The 24,585-nt window shown below is 68.9% G+C and carries 30 protein-coding genes; 10 read left to right on the top strand and 20 right to left on the bottom strand.

The features are described from left to right. The 4 genes from AB0I34_RS18285 to ald form a co-directional block, all read right to left on the bottom strand. Positions 1–366 (bottom strand): hypothetical protein, encoded by a 366-nt coding sequence (locus AB0I34_RS18285; protein WP_131356301.1) that lies wholly within the window; start codon positions 364–366, stop codon positions 1–3. Next, entirely contained in the window at positions 351–1,361 is a 1,011-nt protein-coding gene (locus AB0I34_RS18280) for a ParA family protein (protein ID WP_360446421.1), read from the bottom strand. The genes AB0I34_RS18285 and AB0I34_RS18280 overlap by 16 nt, the downstream gene beginning before the upstream one ends. Before the next feature lie 193 nt (positions 1,362–1,554). Beyond that, complete coding sequence (gene xerD / locus AB0I34_RS18275; RefSeq protein ID WP_360446567.1) at positions 1,555–2,487, bottom strand: site-specific tyrosine recombinase XerD; 933 nt, start codon at positions 2,485–2,487, stop codon at positions 1,555–1,557. Next, positions 2,484–3,599 carry an alanine dehydrogenase gene (ald, locus tag AB0I34_RS18270; protein ID WP_360446419.1) on the bottom strand — a complete coding sequence of 372 codons (1,116 nt, stop codon included), beginning with the start codon at positions 3,597–3,599 and terminating at the stop codon, positions 2,484–2,486. The genes xerD and ald overlap by 4 nt, the downstream gene beginning before the upstream one ends. Positions 3,600–3,956: 357 nt before the next feature. Between ald and AB0I34_RS18265 the strand changes: the two genes are divergently transcribed. The 3 genes from AB0I34_RS18265 to AB0I34_RS18255 all read left to right on the top strand — a co-directional run bounded on the left by AB0I34_RS18265 (position 3,957) and on the right by AB0I34_RS18255 (position 6,463). Then, positions 3,957–4,703 carry a phosphotransferase gene (locus tag AB0I34_RS18265; protein WP_360446417.1) on the top strand — a complete coding sequence of 249 codons (747 nt, stop codon included), beginning with the start codon at positions 3,957–3,959 and terminating at the stop codon, positions 4,701–4,703. A 107-nt stretch (positions 4,704–4,810) separates the two neighbouring features. Then, the gene (locus AB0I34_RS18260; RefSeq protein ID WP_360446415.1) at positions 4,811–5,641 is read left to right on the top strand and encodes an LLM class F420-dependent oxidoreductase; all 831 of its coding nucleotides are present in this window, start codon (positions 4,811–4,813) and stop codon (positions 5,639–5,641) included. 126 nt (positions 5,642–5,767) lie between these two features. Beyond that, entirely contained in the window at positions 5,768–6,463 is a 696-nt protein-coding gene (locus AB0I34_RS18255; protein ID WP_360446413.1) for a DUF4386 family protein, read from the top strand. A gap of 4 nt (positions 6,464–6,467) precedes the next feature. On the opposite strand, the gene AB0I34_RS18250 is transcribed toward AB0I34_RS18255, so the two are convergent. After that, positions 6,468–6,887 carry a cupin domain-containing protein gene (locus AB0I34_RS18250; protein ID WP_360446411.1) on the bottom strand — a complete coding sequence of 140 codons (420 nt, stop codon included), beginning with the start codon at positions 6,885–6,887 and terminating at the stop codon, positions 6,468–6,470. A gap of 4 nt (positions 6,888–6,891) precedes the next feature. Next, positions 6,892–7,239 carry a BlaI/MecI/CopY family transcriptional regulator gene (locus tag AB0I34_RS18245; RefSeq protein ID WP_360446409.1) on the bottom strand — a complete coding sequence of 116 codons (348 nt, stop codon included), beginning with the start codon at positions 7,237–7,239 and terminating at the stop codon, positions 6,892–6,894. Positions 7,240–7,379: 140 nt separating this feature from the next. Here AB0I34_RS18245 and AB0I34_RS18240 point away from each other — a divergent pair, with 140 nt between their 5' ends. Next, positions 7,380–8,033 carry a hypothetical protein gene (locus AB0I34_RS18240; protein WP_360446407.1) on the top strand — a complete coding sequence of 218 codons (654 nt, stop codon included), beginning with the start codon at positions 7,380–7,382 and terminating at the stop codon, positions 8,031–8,033. Here the strand turns inward: AB0I34_RS18240 and AB0I34_RS18235 are convergent. From AB0I34_RS18235 to AB0I34_RS18225, 3 genes are read right to left on the bottom strand one after another with little or no spacing between them, the layout of a single operon-like run. Beyond that, positions 8,027–8,995 (bottom strand): AAA family ATPase, encoded by a 969-nt coding sequence (locus AB0I34_RS18235; protein ID WP_360446405.1) that lies wholly within the window; start codon positions 8,993–8,995, stop codon positions 8,027–8,029. The two genes, AB0I34_RS18240 and AB0I34_RS18235, sit on opposite strands and share 7 nt — an antisense overlap. A gap of 3 nt (positions 8,996–8,998) precedes the next feature. Beyond that, positions 8,999–9,424 carry a ribulose bisphosphate carboxylase small subunit gene (locus AB0I34_RS18230; protein WP_360446403.1) on the bottom strand — a complete coding sequence of 142 codons (426 nt, stop codon included), beginning with the start codon at positions 9,422–9,424 and terminating at the stop codon, positions 8,999–9,001. 13 nt (positions 9,425–9,437) lie between these two features. Next, on the bottom strand, positions 9,438–10,874 hold the full coding sequence (locus AB0I34_RS18225; RefSeq protein ID WP_131356326.1) for a form I ribulose bisphosphate carboxylase large subunit: 1,437 nt from the start codon (positions 10,872–10,874) through the stop codon (positions 9,438–9,440). 98 nt (positions 10,875–10,972) lie between these two features. On the opposite strand from AB0I34_RS18225, the gene AB0I34_RS18220 reads away from it, so the two are divergent. Together AB0I34_RS18220 and AB0I34_RS18215 are read left to right on the top strand one after the other, a co-directional pair. Continuing rightward, entirely contained in the window at positions 10,973–11,872 is a 900-nt protein-coding gene (locus AB0I34_RS18220; RefSeq protein WP_360446401.1) for a LysR family transcriptional regulator, read from the top strand. A gap of 35 nt (positions 11,873–11,907) precedes the next feature. Next, positions 11,908–12,903 carry a class I fructose-bisphosphate aldolase gene (locus AB0I34_RS18215; RefSeq protein WP_360446399.1) on the top strand — a complete coding sequence of 332 codons (996 nt, stop codon included), beginning with the start codon at positions 11,908–11,910 and terminating at the stop codon, positions 12,901–12,903. Here AB0I34_RS18215 and AB0I34_RS18210 read toward each other — a convergent pair. Together AB0I34_RS18210 and AB0I34_RS18205 are read right to left on the bottom strand one after the other, a co-directional pair. Continuing rightward, positions 12,900–14,066 (bottom strand): GAF domain-containing sensor histidine kinase, encoded by a 1,167-nt coding sequence (locus AB0I34_RS18210; RefSeq protein ID WP_360446397.1) that lies wholly within the window; start codon positions 14,064–14,066, stop codon positions 12,900–12,902. The genes AB0I34_RS18215 and AB0I34_RS18210 overlap by 4 nt on opposite strands. Next, positions 14,063–14,719 (bottom strand): response regulator transcription factor, encoded by a 657-nt coding sequence (locus tag AB0I34_RS18205; protein ID WP_360446396.1) that lies wholly within the window; start codon positions 14,717–14,719, stop codon positions 14,063–14,065. Before AB0I34_RS18205 ends, AB0I34_RS18210 begins: the two co-directional genes overlap by 4 nt. Before the next feature lie 138 nt (positions 14,720–14,857). On the opposite strand from AB0I34_RS18205, the gene rpe reads away from it, so the two are divergent. From rpe to AB0I34_RS18190, 3 genes are read left to right on the top strand one after another with little or no spacing between them, the layout of a single operon-like run. Next, positions 14,858–15,568: a ribulose-phosphate 3-epimerase gene (rpe, locus tag AB0I34_RS18200; protein WP_360446394.1), complete on the top strand. Its 711-nt coding sequence runs from the start codon at positions 14,858–14,860 to the stop codon at positions 15,566–15,568. Continuing rightward, positions 15,568–17,487, top strand: coding sequence for a transketolase (gene tkt / locus AB0I34_RS18195; RefSeq protein ID WP_360446392.1), 1,920 nt, complete (start codon positions 15,568–15,570; stop codon positions 17,485–17,487). Before rpe ends, tkt begins: the two co-directional genes overlap by 1 nt. Further along, complete coding sequence (locus AB0I34_RS18190; RefSeq protein ID WP_360446391.1) at positions 17,484–18,170, top strand: HAD-IA family hydrolase; 687 nt, start codon at positions 17,484–17,486, stop codon at positions 18,168–18,170. The genes tkt and AB0I34_RS18190 overlap by 4 nt, the downstream gene beginning before the upstream one ends. A 48-nt stretch (positions 18,171–18,218) precedes the next feature. Here the strand turns inward: AB0I34_RS18190 and AB0I34_RS18185 are convergent, their stop codons facing one another. The 7 genes from AB0I34_RS18185 to nthB form a co-directional block, all read right to left on the bottom strand. Further along, positions 18,219–18,707, bottom strand: a complete 489-nt coding sequence (locus AB0I34_RS18185) for an MSMEG_0572/Sll0783 family nitrogen starvation response protein (protein ID WP_360446389.1) — start codon at positions 18,705–18,707, stop codon at positions 18,219–18,221. Positions 18,708–18,780: 73 nt separating this feature from the next. Continuing rightward, positions 18,781–19,038 (bottom strand): hypothetical protein, encoded by a 258-nt coding sequence (locus tag AB0I34_RS18180; RefSeq protein ID WP_360446387.1) that lies wholly within the window; start codon positions 19,036–19,038, stop codon positions 18,781–18,783. Between the two features lie 10 nt (positions 19,039–19,048). Then, positions 19,049–20,371 (bottom strand): FAD-dependent oxidoreductase, encoded by a 1,323-nt coding sequence (locus AB0I34_RS18175; RefSeq protein WP_360446385.1) that lies wholly within the window; start codon positions 20,369–20,371, stop codon positions 19,049–19,051. After that, entirely contained in the window at positions 20,368–20,826 is a 459-nt protein-coding gene (locus AB0I34_RS18170; protein WP_360446383.1) for an OsmC family protein, read from the bottom strand. The genes AB0I34_RS18175 and AB0I34_RS18170 overlap by 4 nt, the downstream gene beginning before the upstream one ends. Further along, complete coding sequence (locus tag AB0I34_RS18165) at positions 20,807–21,160, bottom strand: nitrile hydratase accessory protein (RefSeq protein ID WP_360446381.1); 354 nt, start codon at positions 21,158–21,160, stop codon at positions 20,807–20,809. The genes AB0I34_RS18170 and AB0I34_RS18165 overlap by 20 nt, the downstream gene beginning before the upstream one ends. Then, positions 21,157–21,753 (bottom strand): nitrile hydratase subunit alpha, encoded by a 597-nt coding sequence (nthA, locus tag AB0I34_RS18160; RefSeq protein ID WP_360446379.1) that lies wholly within the window; start codon positions 21,751–21,753, stop codon positions 21,157–21,159. The genes AB0I34_RS18165 and nthA overlap by 4 nt, the downstream gene beginning before the upstream one ends. Further along, on the bottom strand, positions 21,750–22,412 hold the full coding sequence (gene nthB / locus AB0I34_RS18155; RefSeq protein ID WP_360446377.1) for a nitrile hydratase subunit beta: 663 nt from the start codon (positions 22,410–22,412) through the stop codon (positions 21,750–21,752). Before nthB ends, nthA begins: the two co-directional genes overlap by 4 nt. 150 nt (positions 22,413–22,562) lie before the next feature. On the opposite strand from nthB, the gene AB0I34_RS18150 reads away from it, so the two are divergent. Further along, positions 22,563–23,219 carry a helix-turn-helix domain-containing protein gene (locus AB0I34_RS18150; protein ID WP_360446375.1) on the top strand — a complete coding sequence of 219 codons (657 nt, stop codon included), beginning with the start codon at positions 22,563–22,565 and terminating at the stop codon, positions 23,217–23,219. Here the strand turns inward: AB0I34_RS18150 and AB0I34_RS18145 are convergent, their stop codons facing one another. Next, positions 23,220–24,287, bottom strand: a complete 1,068-nt coding sequence (locus AB0I34_RS18145; protein ID WP_360446373.1) for a glyceraldehyde 3-phosphate dehydrogenase NAD-binding domain-containing protein — start codon at positions 24,285–24,287, stop codon at positions 23,220–23,222. It lies immediately after the preceding gene. An 18-nt stretch (positions 24,288–24,305) separates the two neighbouring features. Next, entirely contained in the window at positions 24,306–24,554 is a 249-nt protein-coding gene (locus AB0I34_RS18140; protein WP_360446371.1) for a hypothetical protein, read from the bottom strand. Positions 24,555–24,585: the final 31 nt, after the last annotated feature.

Raw genomic sequence — 24,585 nt, 5'->3', positions numbered from 1 at the left:
TCACTCCGAGGCCTTGAGCCGCCGTACCAGCACCGAGTCCGGTCCGTGGTCGACGAAGTCGGCCAGCAGCACGTCGATCGCCTCCCGGACGATCCGGCCGCGATCGGCGTTCAGGCCGTGCTCCTCGCGCAAGGCGAGTCTGGTCTTCTCCAGGCCGATCAGCTCCTCCTCCGTCACGTACACGGTGATCTTCGTGTCGTGCCGGATCCGACCGCTGGACTTGCGGTCGTCGACGACAGCCGTGCGCGACCGGACTCCGGCCGGCGTCGGGCTGTCTGTGGTGGTGCGCTTCTCGGGTCTGGTCTGCTTCGGTGCCGCACCCCCGAAGAGTTCACTGGCACCTGGCAGGCTCACCCGGCGGGACAACGCGCCAGCACCTCCTTGGCAAGGTCGCGGTACTGGGTAGCCGCTTGGGACGAGGGAGCGTACGTCGTGATGGGCTCGCCGACGACCGTGGTCTCGGGGAACTTCACGGTACGCCGGATGACGGTGTGGAAGACGCGTTCGTCGAAGGCCTGGACCACCCGGTCGAGGACCTCCCGGGCGTGCGTCGTACGCCCGTCGAACATGGTGCCGAGGATGCCGACGATCTCCAGCTTCGGGTTGAGCCGGTCCTGCACCTTGCCGATCGTGTCGGTCAGCATGGCCAGGCCGCGCAGCGCGAAGAACTCGCACTCCAGCGGTACGACGATGCCGTTCGACGCGGTCAGCGCGTTCACCGTGAGCAGACCGAGCGACGGTGCGCAGTCGATCAGGATCACGTCGTAGTTGGGGATGATCGGTTCGAGCACCCGCTGCAGGGTGTACTCCCGGGCGACCTCCTGGACCAGCTGCACCTCGGCCGCGGACAGGTCGATGTTGGCCGGCAACAGGTCGAGGTTCTCCACCCGGGTCGGCCGGATCACCTCGTTCGGGGTGATGTCGCGCTGCATCAGCAGGTTGTAGACCGACAGCTCCAGGTCGTGCGGCTGGACGCCGAGGCCGATCGAGGCGGACCCCTGCGGGTCGAAGTCGATCAGCAGCACCTTGCGCCCGGTCTCGGCGATCGCCGCGCCGAGGTTGATCGTGGTAGTGGTCTTGCCCACGCCACCCTTCTGGTTGCACATCGCGATCACCTGGGCCGGGCCGGTCTTGTCCGGCCGCGGCGGCACCGGCAGGTCCGGCAGTGGCCGGCCGGTCGGCCCGATCTTGTTCCTCGGGCCGTGCGCATCAGTCACAGGTGCGATGTCCTCCGCGGTGAGCTTGGCCGTCGGCCTGGGCATCTCCGCATAGTTGTCGGGTACGGTCAGATTCCGCTGCGGCGCGATCGGTTGGGCAGGCGTCGGCAGCTGCTCGGTGCCCGGGAATGTCGACTCGTTCATGACTCGTCAAACCTTTCAACCGATACGGGCGATCCCAGCGACTGTAAGCGTGCATTCAAGCACTCTCAACCAGCCACTCCGCACCGGGGTGGGGTGGTTTGTCGACATGCCTCCAGACACGGTCGATCACCGCGCCAGGATGACCAACCGTAGTCAGATGATCGCACACCGTCCGCGGTTCGACCGCATCGGGTCAGGACGACAGGGCACGGGGATGTGATGTCGCGTAGACCTCGCGGAGTTTGTCGACGGTGACCAGGGTGTAGACCTGCGTGGTGGTGACCGACGCGTGGCCGAGGAGCTCTTGGACCACGCGGACGTCGGCGCCGCCGTCCAGCAGGTGGGTGGCGAAGGAGTGGCGCAGCGTGTGCGGTGAGATCTCCTTCGCGATCCCCGCGCGCTGTGCGGCCCGGCGCAGTACGGTCCATGCACTCTGCCGCGACAGCCGACCGCCTCGCGCGTTGAGGAACAGAGCCGGCGTACCGCGGCCGCGCTGCACCAGATCCGGACGTCCACGGACCTGGTACGCCGACAACGCGTCCCGGGCGTAGGACCCGACCGGGACGACTCGCTCCTTGCTGCCCTTGCCGCGCAACAGCACCGCACCGGCTTCCAGATCGATGTCGTCGACGTCCAGTCCGACCGCCTCGGAGATGCGGGCGCCGGTCCCATAGAGAAACTCCAGCAACGCCGCGTCCCGCGTTGCGAGTACGGCGGGTTCCGCTTCGGCTCCCGCGGCCGCGGCGAGGATGCGCGTGACCTCGTCGACGGAGAGTGCCTTGGGCAACCGCTGCGGTGGCGCCGGCGGCTTCACCGCGGCCGCCGGATCCACCATGGTCAGCCCTTCACGCAGACAGAACCGATGAAACCCCCGGACCGCGACCAGCGTGCGGCCCGCACTCGACGCGGTGAGCGGCGGGTGGTCCGCGTCGCCCTCCCGCAGCCGCATCAGGAAGTCGCTCACCACGGCCTCGGTGACGCGGCCGAGATCGTCGATCCCGGCCGCGGCGAGGTAAGCGTCGTACCGGCGCAGGTCACGCCGGTACGACGCCAGGGTGTTCGCGGCCAGGCCGCGCTCGACCGTGAGGTGGTCCAGGTACGCGCTGACCGCCCGGCCGATGCTCAGACCAGCACCTCGTCGAGCTTCAGTTGCGGCAGGTCGTGCGCCTCGGCGACCGGGCCGTAGGTGACCTGACCGTCGAAGGTGTTCAGCCCGAGGGCGAGGCTGTGGTCACGCCTCAGCGCTTCCCGCCAGCCCAGGTTCGCCAGCTCGACGGCGTACGGCATGGTCACGTTGGTGAGTGCGTACGTCGAGGTGTTCGGGACCGCGCCGGGCATGTTCGCGACGCAGTAGAACAGCGAGTCGTGGACCTGGTACACGGGGTCGGCGTGCGTCGTCGGGTGCGAGTCCTCGAAGCAGCCGCCCTGGTCGATGGCGATGTCGACGAGCACGCTGCCCGGCTTCATCCGGCTGACCATGTCGTTGCTGACCAGCTTCGGTGCCTTCGCCCCCGGCACCAGCACCGCGCCGATCACCAGGTCCGCCTCGAGCACAGCCTTCTCGATCTCGAACGCGTTCGCCGCGATCGTCAGCAGGTGCCCCTGGTAGATCCGGTCGGCCTCGCGCAGCCGCGCGATGTTGCGGTCGAACAACTGCACCTGCGCCTGCATGCCGAGGGCGATCGCGGCCGCGTTCATCCCGGCGACACCCGCGCCGATGATCACGACCCGCGCCGGGTGCACGCCGGAGACGCCACCCATCAGCACGCCGCGGCCACCGCCGCTGCGCATCAGGTGGTAGGCCCCCGCCTGCGGGGCGAGCCGGCCGGCCACCTCGCTCATCGGGGCGAGCAGCGGCAGCGACCCGTCCGAGAGCTGGACCGTCTCGTACGCGATACCGGTGATCCCCGATGTCAGCAGCGCGTCGGTGCAGTCGCGGCTGGCGGCCAGGTGCAGGTAGGTGAACAGGACCTGGTCCTTGCGCATCCGGTGGTACTCCTCGGCCACCGGCTCCTTCACCTTGAGCACCAGCTCGGCCTCGGCCCAGACGTCGTCCGCTGTCGGCAGGATCCGTGCCCCGGCCCCCACGAACTCGTCATCGGGGATCAGCGAACCGGCCCCCGCATCCCGCTCGATCAGAACCTCGTGCCCGCTGCGCACGAACTCGTGCACACCGGCCGGGGTGATGGCCACCCGGTACTCGTGGTTCTTGACTTCCTTCGGAACTCCGACCTTCACAACTCGCCCTTCTTTCACATTCCAGGTGTGCGGCCCACGTCGTTGTGTCCGCGGCCCGGCGGTGAGGGGTGTGCTGCCAGGTCGCTGCCGAGTGTAAGCCCGCGAAGTTCATACCACCTGATCGGATGGTCTGATCGTGACACGACTCGCTGAATCATTGCCCGGAGGTTCGGTTACACTCTTGTATGACGCCGTAGCGGGCCGTGACGTTTACGCCGGAATCCCTTATCCCGCAGGCTTTGCGCAATCTTGACGCAATCTCCATTTCTGTCTTAACGCCAGTTTTGCACTGCCCGAAAGAGCAGCGTCCGCCGCTCGTCCGGTGCCCCGTTTGAAACGCTTGAGGAAGGTCCTGACATGGAGCAGGAGTTCGCACTGCCGGGTGGCAACGTCGGTGGCGCCGTCCGCGTCGGCGACACGGTGCGGCGGGCCACCGGGCCGTGGACGCCGGCCGTTCATGGACTGCTCGATCACCTGGCCGCCGCCGGACTGACCGGCGTACCGCGGGTGCACGGTTTCGACGACAGCGGACGCGAGATCCTCGACTTCCTGCCGGGTACGTCGTACGGCCCCGAGGTGCCCGACGATGTGCTGGCCGATGCGATGCACTGGCTCGCGCAGTACCACCGTGTAGTCGCGTCGTACCGGCCTGTGGGCGAGGTCGTCTGGCGAACGAGCCACGGTGAACTCGCGGCCGGCCAGATCATCTGCATGCACGACTACGGGTACTACAACTGGATCGGCACCGAGGACGGGTTCAGCGGCGTGATCGACTGGGACATGGCCGGCCCGGGTGTGCCGCTGGACGACATCGCCTTCACCGCCTGGAACACAGCGCCGCTCGCGATCCCGATGGATCCCGCCTACCAGGCCGGCCGACTGCGGCTGATGGCCGAGGCGTACGGCGGTGACGTGTTCACGCCACTGCAGATCCTCGAGGGCGCTCCGTTGCGCGCGCAACGGTCTGCTCGCGTCATCCGCGCCGGTCAACTGGCCGGCGATCCGGGCATGCTCAACCTCGCGACCGTCGGTGAACCCGAGCGCACCGAACACCGGTTGAAGGACCTGCAACGACGGGTCCCGGAGATCGCCGCCCACCTTTGACGTGACAACGATCATTGACGCCCCCTCCGCGTCGTCGGGGATGCTTGTCCGTGGAGCCCGCCCGCCCCGGGTTGCACCCTGAGATCGGTCGACGAGAGGAGAACGACGTGGCGGTCGAACTGGGACGGTTCGGGGTCTGGCACGGATCGCCGCACTGGGGCCCGGAACTGGCGGCCGGGCTGGAGCAGGCCGGATACGGCACCCTGTGGCTGGGGGCATCGCCCGAGGCAGACCTGCGCGACGCGGAAGTGTTGCTCGCATCAACGAGTTCGGTTGCTGTCGGCACCAGCATCGTGAACATGTGGAAGTCGCCGGCGGCCGAGGTGGCGGCGTCGTACCACCGCCTGGAGGACGAGCATCCGGGGCGGTTCCTGCTCGGGGTCGGCATCGGCCACCGGGAGCGGACCGGCGAATACCGGTCGCCGTACGAGACGATCGTGAGCTACCTCGACGAACTGGACGACGCGAAGGTGCCGGCCGACCGGCGAGCGCTCGCCGCGCTCGGCCCGAAGGTGCTGCAACTGTCGGGCAGCCGGACTGCCGGCGCGCTGCCTTATCTGACGACGCCGGAGCACACCCGCGAAGCGCGCCGGAGTCTCGGCGGCGGGGTGCTGCTCGCGCCGGAGCAGATGATCGTGCTGGAGACCGACGAAGAGATCGCGAGGTCCACGGCTCGCGACCGGCTGGCGTCGTACCTGCAGTTGAGCAACTACACCTCGAACCTCAAGCGGTTCGGGTTCACCGACGACGACATCGCCGACGGCGGCAGTGACCGGCTGGTGGACGCGATGGTGCTGCACGGTTCGGCGGTGGAGGTCGCCGACGGTCTGAACGCACATCTGGAGGCCGGTGCGGACCACGTCGCGATCCAGTTGCTGGGGCCCGAGGGGGTCGATCTGCTGCCCGGCTACGAGGCGTTGGCAACGGTTCTCGGATAGGGGTCGGCGGAGCCGTCCGACGACGCGCCTGTTCGCCGGACGGCACCCCTTGAATCCCCGCCGGAACGAGGGAACATCGGCAGTAGACGCACCACATCGTGCGGTGCGCTGTGGAGGTGTTTCCCCATGACTGAGCGACATGAGTTGCGTTGGGGCGGCTTCGCCGGACTGGCCTTCGTCGTCCTGGCTCTCCTGGGCAGATTCCTGCCCGGCACCCCTCCGACGGTCGGCGATTCGGACGGAACCATCACCGGCTGGCTGACCGACCACCGGAACTCGATTCTGATCGGCTCGCTGATGTGGTGCGCTGCGGCGGGGTTGATCATCTGGTTCGCCGCCGCGTTCGCCGAGGCGATGCGGGAGCGGGCCGAACGCAGTGACGTCCACCTCGCCCTGCTGGCCGGCTCGGTGCTGGTCGGTAGCGCGATCTTCGTGAACGCCGCCCTCACCGGCGCGACCGCCTTCGGCGTCGACCGCCTGGACGCCGGGTTCTCCTTGATGCTGTTCGAGGTGACCGCGGTGATGAGCACGATGATCGGCTTCGCGGCCGCTCTGCCGTTGGCCGCCGCAGGCATCGGCGTACTGCGGACCCGGCTGATGCCGAACTGGCTCGGGTACCTGGGCCTGCTGGCCGCGGTGGTGTCCTTCGCCGGTGCCTTCGGGGTGTTCGTCTCCGACGGCACGTTCGTTGCCGGTGGCACCTTGATGACCACGGTCCCGTTGCTGCTGTCCTCGGTCTGGCTGGTCTGCGCCGGCGGCTACATGGTGCGCGAACATCTTCCGGAGGTGACCACCGGCGAGGCCGCCGTACCGCAGACCTGAGTGCCTAGAGCATCCTGAAATCCGCGAAGTCGAACCCTGGTGAGACCACACAGGACACCAGGACGGGTTCGTCATCGGCCGGACGTGCCGCTTGCCACGCGTTGGGTGGGATCACCACCTGGGGTTGCTGGCCGGCGCGCACGTCCGGTCCCAGGGTGACCGCCTCAGCGGCTTCCGGGGTTTCGCCGTACTCGAGGGTCAACGGGCCGCCCGAGTGCCACAGCCAGATCTCCGCCGAGCGCACCTGGTGCCATCGCGACTCTTCGCCCGGCGCGAGCAGGAAGTAGATCGCGGTCGTAGTGGCGCGCGTTCCGCCGTACCCCGGGGGCTCGAACTCCACCTCCGACCGCCACGTCTCCCGGTACCACCCGCCCTCGGGGTGAGACTCCAGGCCCAGCACATCCGCCAACGCAGGCTTGTCCATGCGTTCATTCTCGGGCCAGCAAGGCTCGCACCGCGGCCACGTCGGCTCCGTCCAGCGATCGGACGAAGCGCCGGAGGACCTCGGCCTGATCCGCTCCGAGTTCCAGAGCCGCGCGCATCTGCTCCGCGACGAGTTCCGCGGCGTCCTTGGTCGGGTGATAGCGGGCCTGCACGCGGGCGACCAGGCGCTTGCGGCCGAGCCGGGTCAGGATGGTGTGAACCGTGGTGTAGGCGAGGTCGCCGGCCATCGCGGCATGCACTTCGACCGGCGACAACGGTCGCTCGGCGGCCCACAACGTGGCGAGCACCGCACCCTCGAGTTCGCCCGCGCCGCGTCTGGTCCTGATGTCCACCACCTACATCTACAAGCGTTCTCCCCGCTTCCCTTCCGCCTGACGGGTGAGTACGGGGGTGAGTCGAAGATCAGCCTTGTGCGCTTGTGAACCGAGCCGGAGACTCGGTGCTCCCAGCCCCCAGCTCGCGAGGTGCACCGATGCGAACACTCTTGAGTGAAGTCGAAGAACGCCACGCTGCCCTGCTGAATCTGCTGCACACCGCCGCACATCGCGGATCACCGGGCCAGCCCGGCGAGGCCCGGATGAACACCGACAGGTTCCTCGCCGAAGCCAGCCGCCACACGGCGGCGGCCACCCGGGTTCTGCTTCCGTCGATCGCAAAGCATCTCCCGGCCGGCCGGACCGAGGTCCGCGACCACCTGCGGGCGATCCGGCGCCTGGAAGTGACGCTGGTGAAGGCCAAGGCGAAGGAGTACGGCCAAGCCCAGACAGTCCCCCTGCCGTGGGCTTCGGTGTGGGCCGGGGTCCGCACTCACCTCGCCCGGACCATCGCCGCCGAGCGCCGTCTCGCGGCGATTCTCGCCGAGCATCTCGAGTCCGGCGACGACGCCCGCCTGCGCGAACGGTTCACGCGGGCGATCGCCACCTCGCCGACCCGGCCGCACCCACACCTGCCACACACCGGCGTTCCGGGCTACTGCACGCGCGTGGTCTGGGCGAAACTCGACGCGCTCTGGGACGAGGTCGAAGGCCGGGTGACGTCGGCCGCGCCGACCCGCCGGGCGAAGCCGGCCGGCCGCCGGGCACTGGACACACTTCCCCGCCGGTGGCAGACCGGCACGCCCTACTGAGCCTCGCCGGCCGTCTCCGCCAGGAACACGCTGCTGCCGTAGATGTCCTCCGCCGTCAGCGTGATCAGATCCTCCTTACGCAACGGGCGCCGGAGCTCGACCAGCCGCCGCGCCTGCCGGAGACGGGACCGCTCGATCGCGTTGCGAACACTGCGCGCGTTGGAGAACCGAGGCCGTCGCATCCGCTTGGTCAGGTACTCCGAGAACGCGGACTGCGCGGCGTCGTCGAAACGGAAGTTCTCCGACGTCAGCATCAGGTCGGCGATCTGCACGAGTTCGGTGTGGTTGTAGTCGTCGAAGCCGATGTGGTGCGGAACCCGCGAACTCAGGCCGGGGTTGGCCGAGAAGAAGGTCGCCATCCGGTCCGGGTAGCCGGCGAAGATGACGACCAGGTCACCCCGCTCGTTCTCCATCTCGGTCAGCAGGATCTCGATCACCTCCTGCCCGTAGTCGCGTTCGTTGTCCGGCCGGAACAGGTAGTAGGCCTCGTCGATGAACAGCACCCCACCGGCCGCCCGGGCGATCGCCTCCTTCGTCTTCGGCGCGGTGTGGCCGATGAACTGACCGACCAGATCGTCGCGGGTGACGGTGTGCACCCGCGGCGCACGGATGTACCCGAGCGCGTGCAGGATCGCGGCCATCCGGAGCGCCACCGTCGTCTTCCCGGTCCCGGGTCCACCGGTGAAGCTCATGTGCAGCGTGGGCCGCGACGACGTCAGCCCGAACTGACGACGTGCGCGGTCCACCAGCAGGAGCGAGGCGATCTCGCGGACCCGGCGCTTGACCGGGGCGAGCCCGACCAGCTCCGCGTCGAGGGCGGCCAGAGTCTCCTCGACCCTGGCCGCGGCCTCGTCGACCAAAAGGTCGAGCTCGGCGTCGTCCGTCAGCACCTCCGGTTCCACGACCTCGGCGGCCGCCTCCGGCACCGGGCGAGGGACACCGAAGCCCTTCGGCGTATCCATCCGTCACCCGTCCCCGTAGCGTGCTCCGGCCGGTCGCGTCGTGGCGTACGACGAGAGGGCGTAGCGCTGGGTCCGGTCCGGCCCCTCGACCCGGGAGAGCAGGAATCCCGGCTCTTCGGCGGGCTTCTGGACGATGAAGTGCATGGCCGTGGTCTGCCGCCCGAGGCTCGCGTCGTACGCGAGCACCCGGACGTAGTGGTTCGGGTACGTCGCCCGGCACTCGTTGATCTGGGCAAGGACACCGTCGGGCTCGTCCAGGTCGAACAGTGGCAGCCCCCACATCTCCCAGTAGACGTTGCGCGGGTGCGGGTCGTCGGTGTACTCCACCGAGACCGGCCAGCCGTTGCGCAGGGCGTAGCGGATCTGGTCGGCGATCTCGTCGTCGGTCAGCGCGGGCAGGTAGGAGAAGGTCCCGTGACGCAGTTCCATGATCGTGCTCCCTTCAGTGACTTGCCGTGGCGGTCGGGACGATGTCCGGTGCGTCCGTGCTGGTGTAGTCGAAGGTGACGTCGCCCCAGGTGGACAGCGCGGCCTCCAGTGGTGCACAGGACTTGGCGGCGATCCGCAGTACGTCGGGTCCTTCGCGGAGCAGGTCACGACCTTCGTTGCGGGCCTTGACGATGGCCTCGAGCGCGACCCGGTTGGCCTCGGCGCCGGCCGCGATGCCGAACGGGTGGCCGATGGTGCCGCCGCCGAACTGCAGGATGACGTCGTCGCTGAACAGGTCGAGCAACTGGTGCATCTGGCCGGCGTGGATGCCACCGGACGCGACCGGCATGACTCCGGGCATCGAGGCCCAGTCCTGGTCGAAGAAGATCCCGTTCTGCAGGTTGGCCGGCACGTGGTCGTCCCGCAGCGTGTCGTAGAAGCCGCGGGTCGTGGCCGGGTCGCCCTCGAGCTTGCCCACGACGGTCCCGGCGTGGACGTGGTCGACTCCCATCAGCCGGCACCACTTCGAGATCACCCGGAAGCTCACGCCGTGCGTCTTCTGCCGGGTGTACGTCGAGTGCCCGGCCCGGTGCAGATGCAGGAGTACGCCGTTCTGCCGGGCCCAGTGCGCCATCGACTGGATCGCGGTGTAGCCGATGGTCAGGTCGATCATCACCACGACGCTGCCCAGCTCCTTGGCCAGCTCGGCCCGGTTGTACATCTCCTCCATCGTCCCGGCGGTGACGTTCAGGTAGTGGCCCTTGACCTCGCCGGTCTCGGCCACCGCCTTGTTCACGCCCTCCATCGCGTAGAGGAAGCGGTCCCGCCAGCGCATGAACGGCTGCGAGTTGATGTTCTCGTCGTCCTTGGTGAAATCCAGCCCGCCGCGGCAGGCCTCGTAGACGACCCGGCCGTAGTTGCGGGCGGACAGCCCGAGCTTCGGCTTGATGGTTGCCCCGAGCAACGGGCGCCCGTACTTGTTGAGCAGCTCGCGTTCCATCACGATCCCGTGGGCGGGGCCCTGGAACGTCTTGACGTAGGCGACCGGGATCCGCAGGTCCTCCAGCCGCAACGCCTTGAGCGGCTTGAAGCCGAACACGTTGCCGATGATCGAGGAGGTGAGGTTGGCGATCGACCCCTCCTCGAACAGGTCGATGTCGTAGGCGATGTAGGCGAAGTACTCGCCCGGCCGTCCGGGGACGGCGTCCACCCGGTACGCCTTGGCCTGGTAGTGGGTGTTCGCGGTCAGCCGGTCGGTCCAGACCACCGTCCAGGTCGCCGTCGAGGACTCGCCGGCGACGGCGGCCGCGGCCTCGATCGGCTCGACGCCGTCCTGCGGTGTCACCCGGAAGACCGCGAGTACGTCGGTCTCCTTCGGCTCGTAGTCCGGGTTCCAGTACCCCATCCCGGCGTAGCTCTGCACCCCCGGGTCCCAGCGTTCCTTGGTCATCGATCGCTCCTTCCAGCTGTCGAGTCACCAGCGTGCGCCCTGCGATACGTCAACTACAATTGAGACTTCTCCGATCACTGTTAAGCGATAGGTGCACAATGAACTTGCCGGCCGCCGCGACCTGGGGACGCCTCCAGACCTTCCTCGCGGTCTACGAAGGCGGCAGCATCCGTGTGGCGGCCGAGGCTCTGCACGTCACGCCTCCCGCGGTGTCGGCCGCGATCGCGGCGCTGGAGACGTCCTTGGGTACGGCGCTGTTCACCAAGTCGGGCCGTGGCATCGTCGCAACGGACGCCGGCGAGACGTTCGCGTCGTACGCGCGCAAGCTGCTCGGTCTTCTCGCCGAGGCGGCCAGTGCCGTTCACGACGCCGATCGAGGCCGGCTCCGGATCGGCGCGGTGGCGACCGCGAGCGAGTATGTCCTGCCGCGGCTGATGGCGTCGTTCGCCGAGGACCATCCGCAGGTCGAGCTGTCGCTGTCGGTCCTTCCCCGCGACGAGCTCTTCGCCCTCGCCCGGGACCACGCCGTCGATGTCGTCCTGGCCGGACGACCGCCGCGCGGGTCCGGCCTGGTCACTCGCGCCCGCCGGGCGAACCGCTTGGTGTTGGTCGGCCGGCCCGGTCGCGACGACGACCCACTCACCACCACGTGGTTGCTCACCGGCCAGGGGTCGGGCACGCGGGACACCACGCTCTCGTTGCTGAGCCGGCTCCAAGCGGCGCCACCGCTGCTGACCCTCGGGACGTCAGGGGCGGCGGTCGCGGCGGCTCGCCAGGGACTGGGCCTGACCTTGGTCCATGAAGAGGCCGTGCTCGGGCAACTCGACGCCGGCGAGCTCGCGCCGTACACCGTACCCGGGACTCCCGTCGACCGGCCGTGGCATCTGTGCACCACCGCCGACCCGACCGCCGCGAGCCGCCTGTTCCTGCGGCATGTCTGCGATCCCGAGCGGGTGGGGACGGCCGCGTTTCACACCCGGTCTCGCCCGAAGGGGTGAGTACGGCGCCGTCGTACGACCGCATGCTGCTCTGCATGACCACGACGCTGCGCACCGACCTCCCCACCCTCGCCGACACCGCCCGTCGGATGGCCCACGCCGGTCGCGGCATCCTGGCCGCCGACGAGTCCATCAAGACCATGTCGTCCCGGCTCGAGCAGGAAGGCATCCCGTCGAGTGAGAAGGCGCGACGGGACTACCGCGAGCTGCTGATCACCGCCGAAGGACTGTCCGACTCGGTCAGTGGGGTGATCTGGTGCGACGAGACGTTCGGGCAGGACCTGAGCGACGGCCGCCCGTTCCCGCAGGCTGCCCGCGAACTGGGCATCCTGCCCGGTATCAAGGTCGACACCGGCACGAGCAGGCTGCCGGGTGGTGGCGGAGCGCTGATCACCGAGGGGCTCGACGGTCTGGGTGACCGGCTCGCGTCGTACGCCGAGCGCGGAGCCGCGTTCGCGAAGTGGCGTGCGGTCTTCGACGTCGCCACGATCACGCCGTACTCGGCGCGGGCCAACGGTCACGCGCTCGCGCGGTATGCCGCTCTGTGCCAGCAGCACGGCATCGTCCCCATCGTCGAGCCGGAGGTTCTGTGCACCGGCGACCACAACCTGGGTGCGTCCGCACAGGCGTCGAGCCTGGCCCTGAGCGTCGTCTTCGACGAACTCGCGCAGGCCGACGTCGACCTGTCCGGCATCGTGCTCAAGCCGAACTTCGTCACGCCGGGTCTCGATGCCCCCGCTGCTACCGCACGCACAGTTGCCGCCGCGACCTTCGGCGTACTGTCCGACACAGTTCCGCCCGCGGTGGCCGGAATCGCATTCCTGTCCGGGGGTCAGCCGACGAGTCACGTCTGCGAGGCGCTTCGGGAACTGCACCGCCTCGGCGATCGCCCCTGGCCGGTCACCTTCTCGTTCGGGCGCGCGCTGGTCAGTGACGCCCTGAGCGCTTGGGGTGGCGACGTACGGAACGTGGCGACAGCCCAGCAGATCCTGGTGGACAACTGCCGTCAGGCCGGCCAGGCGATCCGCTAGAACGGCAGCTCGACCAGCACCGTCGTCCCCCGATCGGGCACCGATTCGATCCGGAGTGACGCCTCTATCAGGGCACAGCGTTCCGCGATCGAGCTGAGCCCGAAGTGCTGCGCACCGTCCGCGTCCCGTGCGCGGGCGGTACGCCGTTCCGCGGGGTCGAAGCCCTTGCCGTCATCGGCGCAGCCGAACACGATCGAGTCGCCGACCCGCCGCAGTGACAGGACGACGCGATCGGCCTCGGCGTGCTTGACCGCGTTGGCGAGTGCCTCCTGGGCGATCCGGTAGAGGGCCGCGGCGACGTGGTCGGGGATCACGTCCAGAGCCGCCGAGGGATCGACCAACAGGTCGATCGAAGGTGACTCCCCGCCGCTCGCCGCCGTCTGCACGAGGGACTCCATCGCCGCGACCAGGCCTAGGTCGTCCAGCACAAGACTGTGCAGACCGGAGATCGCGGCGCGCGTCTGATGGTAGGCAAGATCGGCAAGCTCCCGGGCACTGACGAGCTCCGCCCGGGCCCGCTCGAGCTCCTGCTTCGCCGGTGTCCCGGCCTTGGGGTCGCTGAGCTCGGAGACCGTCAGGTCGGCCGCCGAGAGGTGGAACGCCATCGACGCAAGGGCTGTCGTGACACCGTCGTGGAGATCGAAGGCGATCCGCCGGCGCTCGGCTTCCTGGGCCGAGATCGCCTGCTTGATCAGGCGGTCCCGTTCTGTCCGGTGGCGGTTCACCGCCAGCCACAGCTGCTCGGCATGCAACCGCAGCCCGAGCACGGCGGCGTACGGCTCGGCGAGGGCGAGGTCGTCGGGACCGAACGGCAAGCGTGGACTGCGATGTGCCGCCAGTACGCCGACGATGCGGTCCTCCAGACCGTGCAGCGGCAGAACCATCCTGGCGACGGTTTGCCGGGGCTCCAGCCGCAACAGCTGCCGGTGCAGCGCGTTGCGCGGCGAGTCGGACGCAAGGACGACCGGTGTGCCGTTGCGGGCCACCTGTCCGGTCACTCCGAAGCCGACCGGCATACTCAGCGCGGCGGCCGACGGGTGCGGCGGCCAGAGGTCCGCGACCGTGAGCTCCTGGTCGTCGCTGGCCAGCAGCAGTACGCCGTCGGCCCGCAGCAGGCTCGCGAGCTCGGCAGCCGTGGGCACGGCGCCTGTGGCGGTGGTCAACGGAACAGACCCTCGCGGAGCGCGACTGCGATCGCCCCGCTGCGGTCGGAGACTCCGAGCTTGCGGTACAGGCCACGGATGTGGGTCTTCACGGTGTCCTCACTGACGACGAGCTTGCTCGCGACGCCCTTGTTGGAGTGACCGGAGACGAGGAGCTCCAGCACCTCCGACTCGCGCTGAGTGAGGCCGAGGTGTGCGCCGGGCCAGAACTCCCCCGCGCTGAGCCGCGCCGCGGACAGTGCGACGCGGCCGGCCAGCGCATGGTCGATGACGGTCTCGCCGTCGCGCACCCGGCGCAGATGCGCCACCAGCTCCTGACCGTCGATCCGCTTCAGGATGTAGCCGGAGGCACCGACCCGCAAAGCCTGGTACAGGTAGTGCTCGTCGTCGTACACCGTCAGCAGCACGACCTTCGTCTCCGGGTACTGCGCGGTGATCTGACGGCACAGATCGAGCCCGCTCTCCTTCCCGATCCGTACGTCACACAGCACGACGTCGGGCCGCTCGTCGGCGACCAGCGTGAGAGCCGCCGCGGCCGTGGTCGCCTGTCCTGTGATGACCACCTCGGTGGCGAAATGACCGAGCATCGCGACCAGGCCGTGCAGCACCATCTCGTGGTCGTCCACCAGGACCAGTCGCAGCGGTGCCGTCATAGACCAAGACTAAGCGGAGCAGGTCCGGAAACCTTGTGTTCTCAAGGGGATTCACCCGCAGCTCCACCCGGCCGGGTGAGTGCCGGAAGGGGCCTGGCGCGGTCCGCTGGGAGTTCTCCGACCAGGAAGGCCGCACCCATGACCGAACCCACCCCTCGCGTTCCCCCGCCGCTGATCGTTCCGTCGGTCCTGCCCGCGGACTTCGCCCGTCTCGGCGACGAGATCCGCGCGTTGTGCGACGCGGGCGTCGACCGGATCCAGTGGGACGTGATGGACGGGGTGTTCGTCCCGAACCTCACCTTCGGACCGGACGTGATCGCGGCCGCCCAGCAGCACAGCCGGGTCGCCTTCGAGGCGCATCTCATGGTCGTCGAGCCGGACGAACTGCTGCCGCGGTACGTCGAGGCGGGCTGTGAGCTGGTCATCGTGCACGCGGAGGCCTGCACGCACCTGCATCGCACCCTGGGCCGGATCCGGGACCTCGGCGCCCGCAGCGGTGTCGCCCTGAACCCGCACACGCCCGCCGACCTGGTGGAGAACGTCCTGACCGAGACCGACCTGGTGCTGGCGATGACAGTCAACCCCGGCTTCGGCGGTCAGGCGTACATCCCTTCGACCGAGAAGAAGGTGGCGCGGCTGCGGCAGATGATCGACGACTCCGGCCTGCCGATCGAGCTCGAGGTCGACGGCGGGATCACCGCCGAGACCATCACCGGCGCAGCTGCCGCCGGCGCCGACGTCTTCATCTCCGGTTCCTGGATGTACGCCCACCAGGACGGGAAAGCAGCGGCGGTCCGCCAACTGCGCGCCGCCGCGGCGAGTGCTGCACGGAACGAGGAGGCTGCCTGATGACCGAACTCCTGCAGCGGTCCACACCGCCGTCAGTCGAGACCGACCGGCTCGCTGTCGACACCCTGCGGTTCCTCGCCGTCGACATGGTGCAGGCCGCGAACTCGGGGCATCCCGGTATGCCGATGGGCGCCGCGCCGATGGCGTGGGCGCTCTGGAGCCGGCACCTGCGCCATGACCCGGCCGCACCGGAGTGGGCCGATCGCGATCGCTTCGTTCTCTCGGCCGGGCACGGATCCGCGCTCCTGTACGGCCTTTTGCACATCTTCGGGTACGACCTTCCCGAGGCCGAGCTGCGCAACTTCCGGCAGCTCGGGTCACGCACCCCCGGGCATCCCGAGTTCGGTCATACGGCCGGGGTCGAGTGCACCACCGGTCCGCTCGGACAGGGACTTGGCATGGCGGTCGGGATGGCGCTGGCGGAGCGGATGGAACACGCCCGCTACCCGGAGATCACCGGCCATCACACGTACGCGATCGTCGGCGACGGCTGCCTGATGGAGGGAATCAGCCACGAGGCTGCCTCGCTCGCCGGGCACCTTGGCCTGGGCCGGCTGGTCGTGCTCTGGGACGACAACTCGATCACCATCGACGGAGCGGTCGATCGGTCCTGCAGCGATGACCAGGCAGCCCGCTTCGCGGCGTACGGCTGGCACACACAGACAGTTGCCGACGGCACCGATGTGGACGCCGTCGACACAGCGATCACCCGCGCCAAGGCCGACCCGCGTCCGAGCTTCATCGCCGTCCGGACCATGATCGGTCACGGCGCTCCCGGCGTGGCGGGTACGTCGAAGGCACACGGTTCGCCGCTCGGTGAGGAGCTGGCCGCGGAGGCCAAACGACTGGCCGGCTGGGAGCATCCGCCGTTCGCTGTTCCGGAGCAGGTGCGGGCGGTCTGCAATGAGCTGGCCGCGGCGGGTGCCCGCGAACATGACGCGTGGGACGCGGCGGTTGCGGCGTACAGGCCGGAGCGTGCAGTGGAATTCCACTGCAGTCAGGCGCGGCGACTGCCCGATGGCCTCGGGGATGCGTTGCTCGGGGTCGCCGGCGATGCGCCGCGGGCCACGCGGCAATCGTCCCAAGCCTGCCTCAAGGCGGTGACCGCGCTGATGCCGGAGTTGGTCGGAGGCTCGGCGGACCTCGCGGGTTCCACCGGAACCGCGACCGGGGGTGCCCTGGTGACGCGCGACGACTACTCCGGGTCCACGATCGCCTTTGGGATCAGGGAGTTCGGCATGGCCGCGGTCATGAACGGACTCAGCCTGCACGGCGGATTCCGGGTGTACGGCAGCACGTTCCTCGCGTTCGCCGACTACCTGCGCCCCGCGCTCCGGCTCGCCGCCCTGATGCGGCAGCCGGTCATCCACGTGCTGACCCACGACTCGATCGCGGTCGGCGAGGACGGTCCCACTCACCAGCCCGTCGAGCAGATCGAGTCGCTGCGCCTGATCCCCGGACTGCAGGTACTGCGTCCTGCCGACGACGCCGAAACCGCACGGGCCTGGCGCCTCGCGCTGGAGCGGACCGACGGTCCGACCGCCCTGATCCTGTCCCGTCAGACCCTCCCCCAGACCACGCCACTGGATGACCACGGCCCGCGCGCCGCGGTCGAGCTCGTGGCGACCGGATCCGAGGTCGGCCTGGGCGTGGAGGTCGCGAAGGCGCTGACCGCCGAGGGGTACGACGTTCGCCTGGTCTCGGCGATGGACCGGTCGACGTACGTCGCAGACCCGCACGCGACCACGGTCAGCCTGGAGGCCGGCAGCACCATGGGCTGGAAAGGCCTGGTCGACCTGGCCATCGGGATCGACGAGTTCGGCACCTGTGGTCCCGGGGACGAGGTGATGGCGCATCACGGCTTCACCGTGCCAGTGGTGGTCGAGCGGATCCGCGAACACCTGCGGTACCTGAGGTGAACCGGCTGGCCGCTGTCGTGTTCGACGTCGACGGAACGCTGGTCGACAGCGAACGCGACGGCCACCGGGTCGCCTTCAACGCCGCCTTCGAGGAGGCGGGACTTCCTGACCACTGGGACATCACGACGTACGGACGGCTCCTCCGGATCACCGGCGGAGCCAGACGCCTGGCGGTCTGGTTCGAGCAGACGGGTCGGTCGTCCGAGGATGCCCGGCGCCTGGCCGAGCGCTTACATGCTCGCAAGACCGCGATCATGCGGGACTTGATCGAGGACGGACAGGTGCGGGCGCGGCCAGGAGTGCACCGCTTGCTCGACGAGCTCGAGGCGGGCGGCGTACCGGTGCATGTGGCAACGACTGGGACTCGGGCGTGGGTCGAACCACTGCTCGACCGGGTCTTCGGTCCCCGCTTCCAGATCGTTGTCACCGGCACCGAAGTACCCGACCTCAAGCCGAGCCCGGCGGCGTACGACGAGGTGCTGCGGCAGGCCGGCTGTCCGGTCGAGCAGACTGTGGCCGTCGAGGACTCGCAGAACGGCGTACGGGCGGCCGTCGCGGCGGGTCTGCCATGCGTTGCCGCCTACAACGACTACACCCGCGACGACGACCTGTCGGAGGCGGCTCTGGTCGCTCACGGGTTGGACGATCCCATCCTCATGGCTTGGTTTCAGCGGCAGATCTGACGATGCCCCGCAGCGCGAAGGCTGCGGGGCATCGATTCGTCCGGACGATCAGACCGTCCAGGTCGCCAGGACCAGGGCGCGGTCACGCCAGGCCTGGATGTTCGCGTCCAGTACGTCCAGCGGGTTGAACGGAGTGACGCCCTTGATCAGGTCGTCCTCGCGCATGCCGTAGAGGGCGCCCATCGCGAACCGGCACGCGTAGACCTTCGCGCCTTCGTCGATCAGCGTCCGCAACTGCTTGTTGTAGCCCAGGTTGCCCGGGAAGCCCTCGTTGCCGACGGCCGGGTAACCACGGGCCGCCGACGCCATCAGGACGCCGGGTCCGTAGAGGACGAAGGTGAGGTCGAACCCCTTCCGCTGCAGCCGGGTGGCCGTGAGCATGTTGACCAGACCCACAGAACCCTCGAAGGGAACGGTGTGCATGAAGACGTACGCCTTGTCGCCTTCGTTGGCCTGGTAGTCGGGGAATACCTTCTCCTCGACGTCGAAGAGGATGTCGCCCTCCTGGGGCGGTTCGATGGTGACCGTCTTCGGCATGATGCTGACTCCTTCGAGGTGTTGACGGTGCTGAGATGGTGGGAGGACCTGCGCCCGGGTCGGGTGCAGGGGTTCACTGGTCGCCGGGCGGGAGGTACTCCGGCTTCGGCCATCCCATCCGGTGGCTGCCGGGCATCGCCTGCATGGTGGCCCGGCGCAGGCCCCAGGGGAGGAACCGGTACACGGGGGCGAAGACCTGTCGCCACCACCGGTCCTTGAGTCCGTGTGGCCGGGCCGGCGGGTTGGCGTCGTACCTGGCGGCCACGCGGCGTTGTGCGTCGCTGAGCAGGGCGTGCTCGGAGTTCGAGCGGAGCCAGCGGAAGAAGGACATGCCGGCCGCCTCAGAGCTTCGCGACGAGCGCTTGCGCGGCCATCGCGATGGGTTCGTTCAGCGCGCCGATCGCCGGTGAGTAGACGTTCTCCATCGTCGCCAGCGTGTCGATGGTGACGCCGGTCCGGGCCACGATGCCGAGGAAGTCCGCGCGCTCCTTGATCCCTTCGCCGCCGATCATCTGGGCACCGATCAGCCGCCGGGTCTTCGGATCCGCCAGCAGCTTGACCTTGATCGGCTTCACGCCCGGGTAGTAGCGCGCCCGGGTGATGCCGTCGGCGACACCGGTCACGAAGGGCAGGCCGAGCGCGGTGGCGAGGGTCTCTCCGAACGAGACTCCGCCGATCATCCACTGCCCGGCGAGCATTCCCCAGGGCACGTAGACCGGGTTGTGCACCCGGTTGCCGCCGGCCGCGTTGATGCCGGCGGTCTTACCCTGCGCGTACGCGTGACTGCCCGACAGTCCCTGCAGCGGCACGTTCGAGACACCGTGCGGGATCTCGGCGCAGTCACCCGCGGCGAAGACGTTCGGGTCGGACGTGCGCATGCGTGGGTCGACCGCGATACCGCCGGTGCTGCCGAGCTTGATCCCCGCGGCGCCGGCCAGTGCGGTGTTGGCGACCTTGTGGCTGCCGATGACGGCGAGTTGCGCCGGTACGTCGCCGAACGTCGTACTGACGTGAGTCAGCGTATCCGTGCCGTGGAAGGCGGTCACCCGCTCACCGAACTTGAGTGTCACGCCCGAGTCGGCCCAGTCCTTGCGGACCGGTTCGACGATGTCCGGGTCGATCACGTCGGCCATCGGCCACGGACCGGGATCGACCAGCGTGACGTTGATGCCGCGGTGCTGCAGGGCCGAGACCATCTCCATCGCGATCGGGCCGGACTCCACCACCACGGCCGACTCGACCGTGTCCAGGTACTTGTCCCACTCCATCGCGGCGCGGATGTTCTTGACGTGGTAGATGCCGCCGAGCTCGACACCGGAGATGTCCGGGGTGTCGTAGTTCCAGCCGGTCGCGAGGATGAGCTTGTCGTAGCCGACCTCGCCCTCGCCGCCGACCTTGATCGTGCGGGACCGGGTGTCGATGCTCTCGACGGTGGTCTCGTAGTGCACGTCGATGCCCTGGGCAACGTACTGTTCCTTGGTGGCGAGGAACAGTTTCTCGAACGACTCGATCTCCTTGCCGTGCACGAACGGGATCCCGCACGGGCTGTACGCGACGTCCTCGTACTCGGTGTAGACCACGGTCTGCACCGACGGGTCCTGGCCCTTGGCGGCACCGGCCACCCCCAGGCCGGCGGCTCCGCCGCCGATCACAACGATCTTCACGAGTACTCACTTCCGTCAGTAGGAACAGCGGCGGTGGACACCGCCTGGGTGCTCACTCGCACACCGGAGCGAAGGGTGTTGGTCACGTAGCAGACCCGCTCGGCCACCTCGACCAGGCGCTCGAGCTCGGCCTCGGGTGCACCGATCCGGGCGTCGACCCGGATGGCGCCGAACTGCAACCCGTCGTACGTGCCGGTCGCGCGGACCGACAGCTCCGTCAGCTCGATCGAGCGCTTCCGCGCCGCATAGCTGAGCGCCAGCGTGAAACAGGAGGCGACCGAGGCGAGGAGCAGGTCGGTCGGCTGCGGTCCGAGGTCGGTGCCGCCGACGCTCAGGGGTTCGTCGACCTCGATCGTGAAGGACCCGGCCTCGACGGAGCAGTGGTATCCGCCGTGCCAGACACCTTCGACGGTGCGGTCGGCTGCCACCTGGCCGTCAGTGCGTGTGGTCGCCATGGCCGTCGTCGCGATGATCATGACCCGCGGGCCGATGACAGAGAACGTCGGCGCGAACGTCGATGTCGTCCGCGGACACCACACCTCGCTCGGACAGCAGCGCCTCGAGCGCACCGAGCCAACGGTCGTAGTAGCTGTACTCCCCCGGCTCCGCCTCGCGCCGGGACACCTCGGCGATCAGGTTCACCTGGAAGTCCTTCCAGGTGAACAGCCCTTGATCGGCCAGCGCCGCCGCGATACCGAAGGCCCTGCTCTCCCACGGTTGCGCGAAGACCAGCTCGCCGTTCGACCGGGGCAGCCCGGCAACGGCGTCTTCGAGTGAGTCCGCGGTCATGAGACCACCTCGGCGACGCCGACCATGGCGTCGCGGGTCACGAGGGCGGCGAGCTCCTCCTCGGACAGGGTTTCGGTGTGCGCCGGGCGGCGTGGCAGCACGAAGTACCTGTTCTCGGCGCTGGAGTCCCAGACCTTGATGCCGATGTCGTCGGCAAGTTGCAGCCCCATCTCCGCGAGCAGCGCCCGCGGCTCCCGGACAGCCCGGGACCGGTACGCCGGATCCTTGTACCAATCCGGTGGCAGCCCGAGCACCGGCCAGGGGTAGCAGGAGCACAGTGTGCACACGACGAGGTTGTGCACCTCCTCGGTGTTCTCCACCACCACGATGTGCTCGCCCTGCGGACCGGCGAAGCCGAGCTCCTTGATGGCACCGGTGCCGTCCGCGAGCAGCCGCTCACGGTAGTCGGGGTCGACCCAGGCCTTGGCCACGACCTTGGCGCCGTTCAGCGGGCCGACGTCGTTCACATAGCGATTGATGAAACCGTCGAGTACCTCGGTCTTCACCAGGCCGCGCTCGGTGAGCAGCTCCTCGAGCGCCTCGGCGCGCAGGGCGGCCGGCGGCCGGTCGACGGAACGTGGATCAGAACTCACTGGCTCTCCTCCAGGTAGCTCTCGAAGAGGTCGATGAGCAGGGTCGAAGGTTCGGCGTCCGGGCCCCACAGCTCGGTGGACTCGAAGCGAACGGTGTACACGTGCTGGGCGTCCTCGCCGGTGAAATGGGCCGTGCTGTCGGGCAGTACGGCGGCCGGACGGCGAGCTTCGACGGTCCCGGTGCGACCGCGGACATACGCGGGCATCCGGGTGTGGCCGGACTTGTAGAGCTCACGGGCCCGGACCCGCTGCCCGGTGTCGAAGGCCGGCTCGTCGTCGATCTGCCGCAACGAACCGGGCCCACCACGCTGGTACGACGGTTTGTTCACCTCGGTGCCGGCCGGTTCGGTGACGTCCTCACCGGCCAGGCGACGCGCACGGGCTTCGACCGCACCCGGCGCGAGCACACCGCTGTCGACCAGCAGCAGCTCGGCAGCGCTCAGCCAACGCCCGTAGTACCCGTCAGACAGGTAGTCGATCGGGTGCAGGCGCTCGAGCGCGTGCCGGAAGGCGTCCAGGTTGGTCCCCGAGGCGCCCATCGACGCGAGGCTGAGCGCGAACGTGCGGGCGTGCCAATCCTCGGCGAAGACAGGCTCGTCCGGGTCGACCGCGACCGTGCCCCAGCCGTGGGTGCCACCCATGTCGTGAATGCCGTCCACAAGCGGTTCTCCTCGCGCCCGGTGGAATGACTCCGAATCTCTTATCGGATAAGCTAGTACACTATGAGACACACAGACATCCGTCAACCATCGGATAGACTGCGTCTACTAAACGCCGGGGTCGACCGGCAGACGACGAAGGAGCGATCAGTGACACCTCCATCGCAGCGGGCCGCACGGGCCCGCGACGACGCGCCGGCCGAGCGACCCACCGGGCCCCCTCTGTCGGAGTCCGCAGTCTCCGAGGTCGTCTCCGGCATCGGCCCGAGGCTGCGCGCTCTGCGCGCCCGGCTCGGGCTGTCACTCCAGCAGCTGGCCGAGCGCTCCGACGTGTCGCCGGCCGCGATTCACAAGGTGGAGCAGGGCACGATGGTCCCGACCATCACCACGCTGCTCAAGCTGGCCGCGGCCTTCCAGGTGCCGGTCGCGCACTTCATCGACGAGACCGACGCTCCGGCCACGCCGGTGGCCTTCACCCCCAAGGACCAGCGGCGGATCCATACGTCACACGATGGAGCTGTGGTGCTCGGATCGATCTCCGCGGACTCAGGGCCCTTCGACCTGACGGCGAGTGTCAACGAGATCGCAGCGGGCGCACAGTCGGCCGATGACGAACGGCGCTCGGCGGGCGAGACCTTGGTGCATGTCCAGTCGGGATCGCTGGAGCTGACGGTGGGAGCTCAGACCTACCGCCTGACCGCGGGCGATTCGCTGCACTTCCGCTCCGAGGAGAGCCACTCCTGGCGCAACCCGTCCGGCCGCGCCACCAAGGCGGTCTGGGTGTCGCTGCCCGAACGCCGGAACTGATCACCGCACCAGAGCGGAGCGGGGTGTGCCCAGGTCGGTCACGGGGCGCCTGACGTTGGTGCGCAGCGTCACCATCTCGACCAGGTCGAGCAGCCGGTTGGCGTAGCCCCACTCGTTGTCGTACCAGCCGAACACGCGGACGGCGTCGCCGTGCGACTCGATGTCCTGCAGGGACACGACGCAGGACCGCGGGTCGCCGATCACGTCGCTGGAGACCATCGGCATGTCACTCACGCCGACGATGCCGGACCATCGCTCGGACAGCGCGGCCTGGATGAACGCGTCGCGCACCTGCTCTGTGCTGGCCCGGCCGCGGAGCATGCCCACGACATTGCTGAGCGAGCCGTCGGGCACCGGGACGCGCACCGCGACGCTGTGCACGCGGTCCTTCAGGTGCGGCAGTACACGCGCGAGCGCGGTGTCCGCACCTGTTCCGGTCGGGATGATGTTCTGACCCGCGGCACGGGATCGGCGCAGGTCGTGGTGCGGCAGGTCGAGCAGTTGCTGGTCGTTCGTGTACGCGTGCACGGTGTCGACCCAGCCGCCCTCGACCCCGAAGGCCTCGTCGAGGATCGCGAGGATCGGCGCGACACAGTTCGTCGTACAGGATGCGTTCGAGATGATCCGGTCCGAGTCCGGGTCGAGACTCGCCTCGTTGACGCCGAGGCAGATCGTCGCCTCCGCCGAGTCGGTCGGGGTGGAGATGACCACTCGCTTCGCGCCGGCCCGCAGATGCCCTCCGGCCCGGTCCCTGCTGGTGAAGTGCCCGCTGCACTCCGCGACCACGTCGACCCCGAGCGACGACCACGGCAGGTTCCCCGGGTGGTTCGCCCGCAGTACCCGGATCCGCCGGTCGCCGACCATCAGCTCGTCGTCGGTCGCCACCACCGGTACGCCGAGCCGGCCGTGCACCGTGTCGTGCTGGAGCAGGTAGGCCAGCGTCGACGCGGGGGTCAGGTCATGGACGGCGACGACGTCGACGAACGAGTCGCGGGCGATGATGGAGCGCAGCAGCGCACGGCCGATCCGGCCGAGGCCGTTGATCGCGATCCGGGGTGCATCGGTCATCGGGATTCCTCTCGGGTCTCACACCGAAACCAGCACGGGCACGGCTCTGGCGCCGGCCGTGGAGCGCGCTGGTGGCACCAGGGAGGCAAGTGCCACCAGCGCGTCGAACACGCGGTCACCATCGGTCCACGCGTGCGCTTCGGCGAAGTCGATCCATTCGCTCGGGGGGATCACCGGCTCGAACTCGCCGTACTCGATCTCACCCCAGGTGGCGGCCATCTCGATGAGCTCCACCAAGGAGGTCATCGGCTGCGCCTCCAGGGACATCAGGCGCCGATGGTGCGCCGGTGCACTCTGC

This window comes from Kribbella sp. NPDC050281 (assembly GCF_040655855.1).
Taxonomy (GTDB): Bacteria; Actinomycetota; Actinomycetes; order Propionibacteriales; family Kribbellaceae; genus Kribbella.
This window is presented reverse-complemented; position numbering and strand designations above follow the sequence as displayed.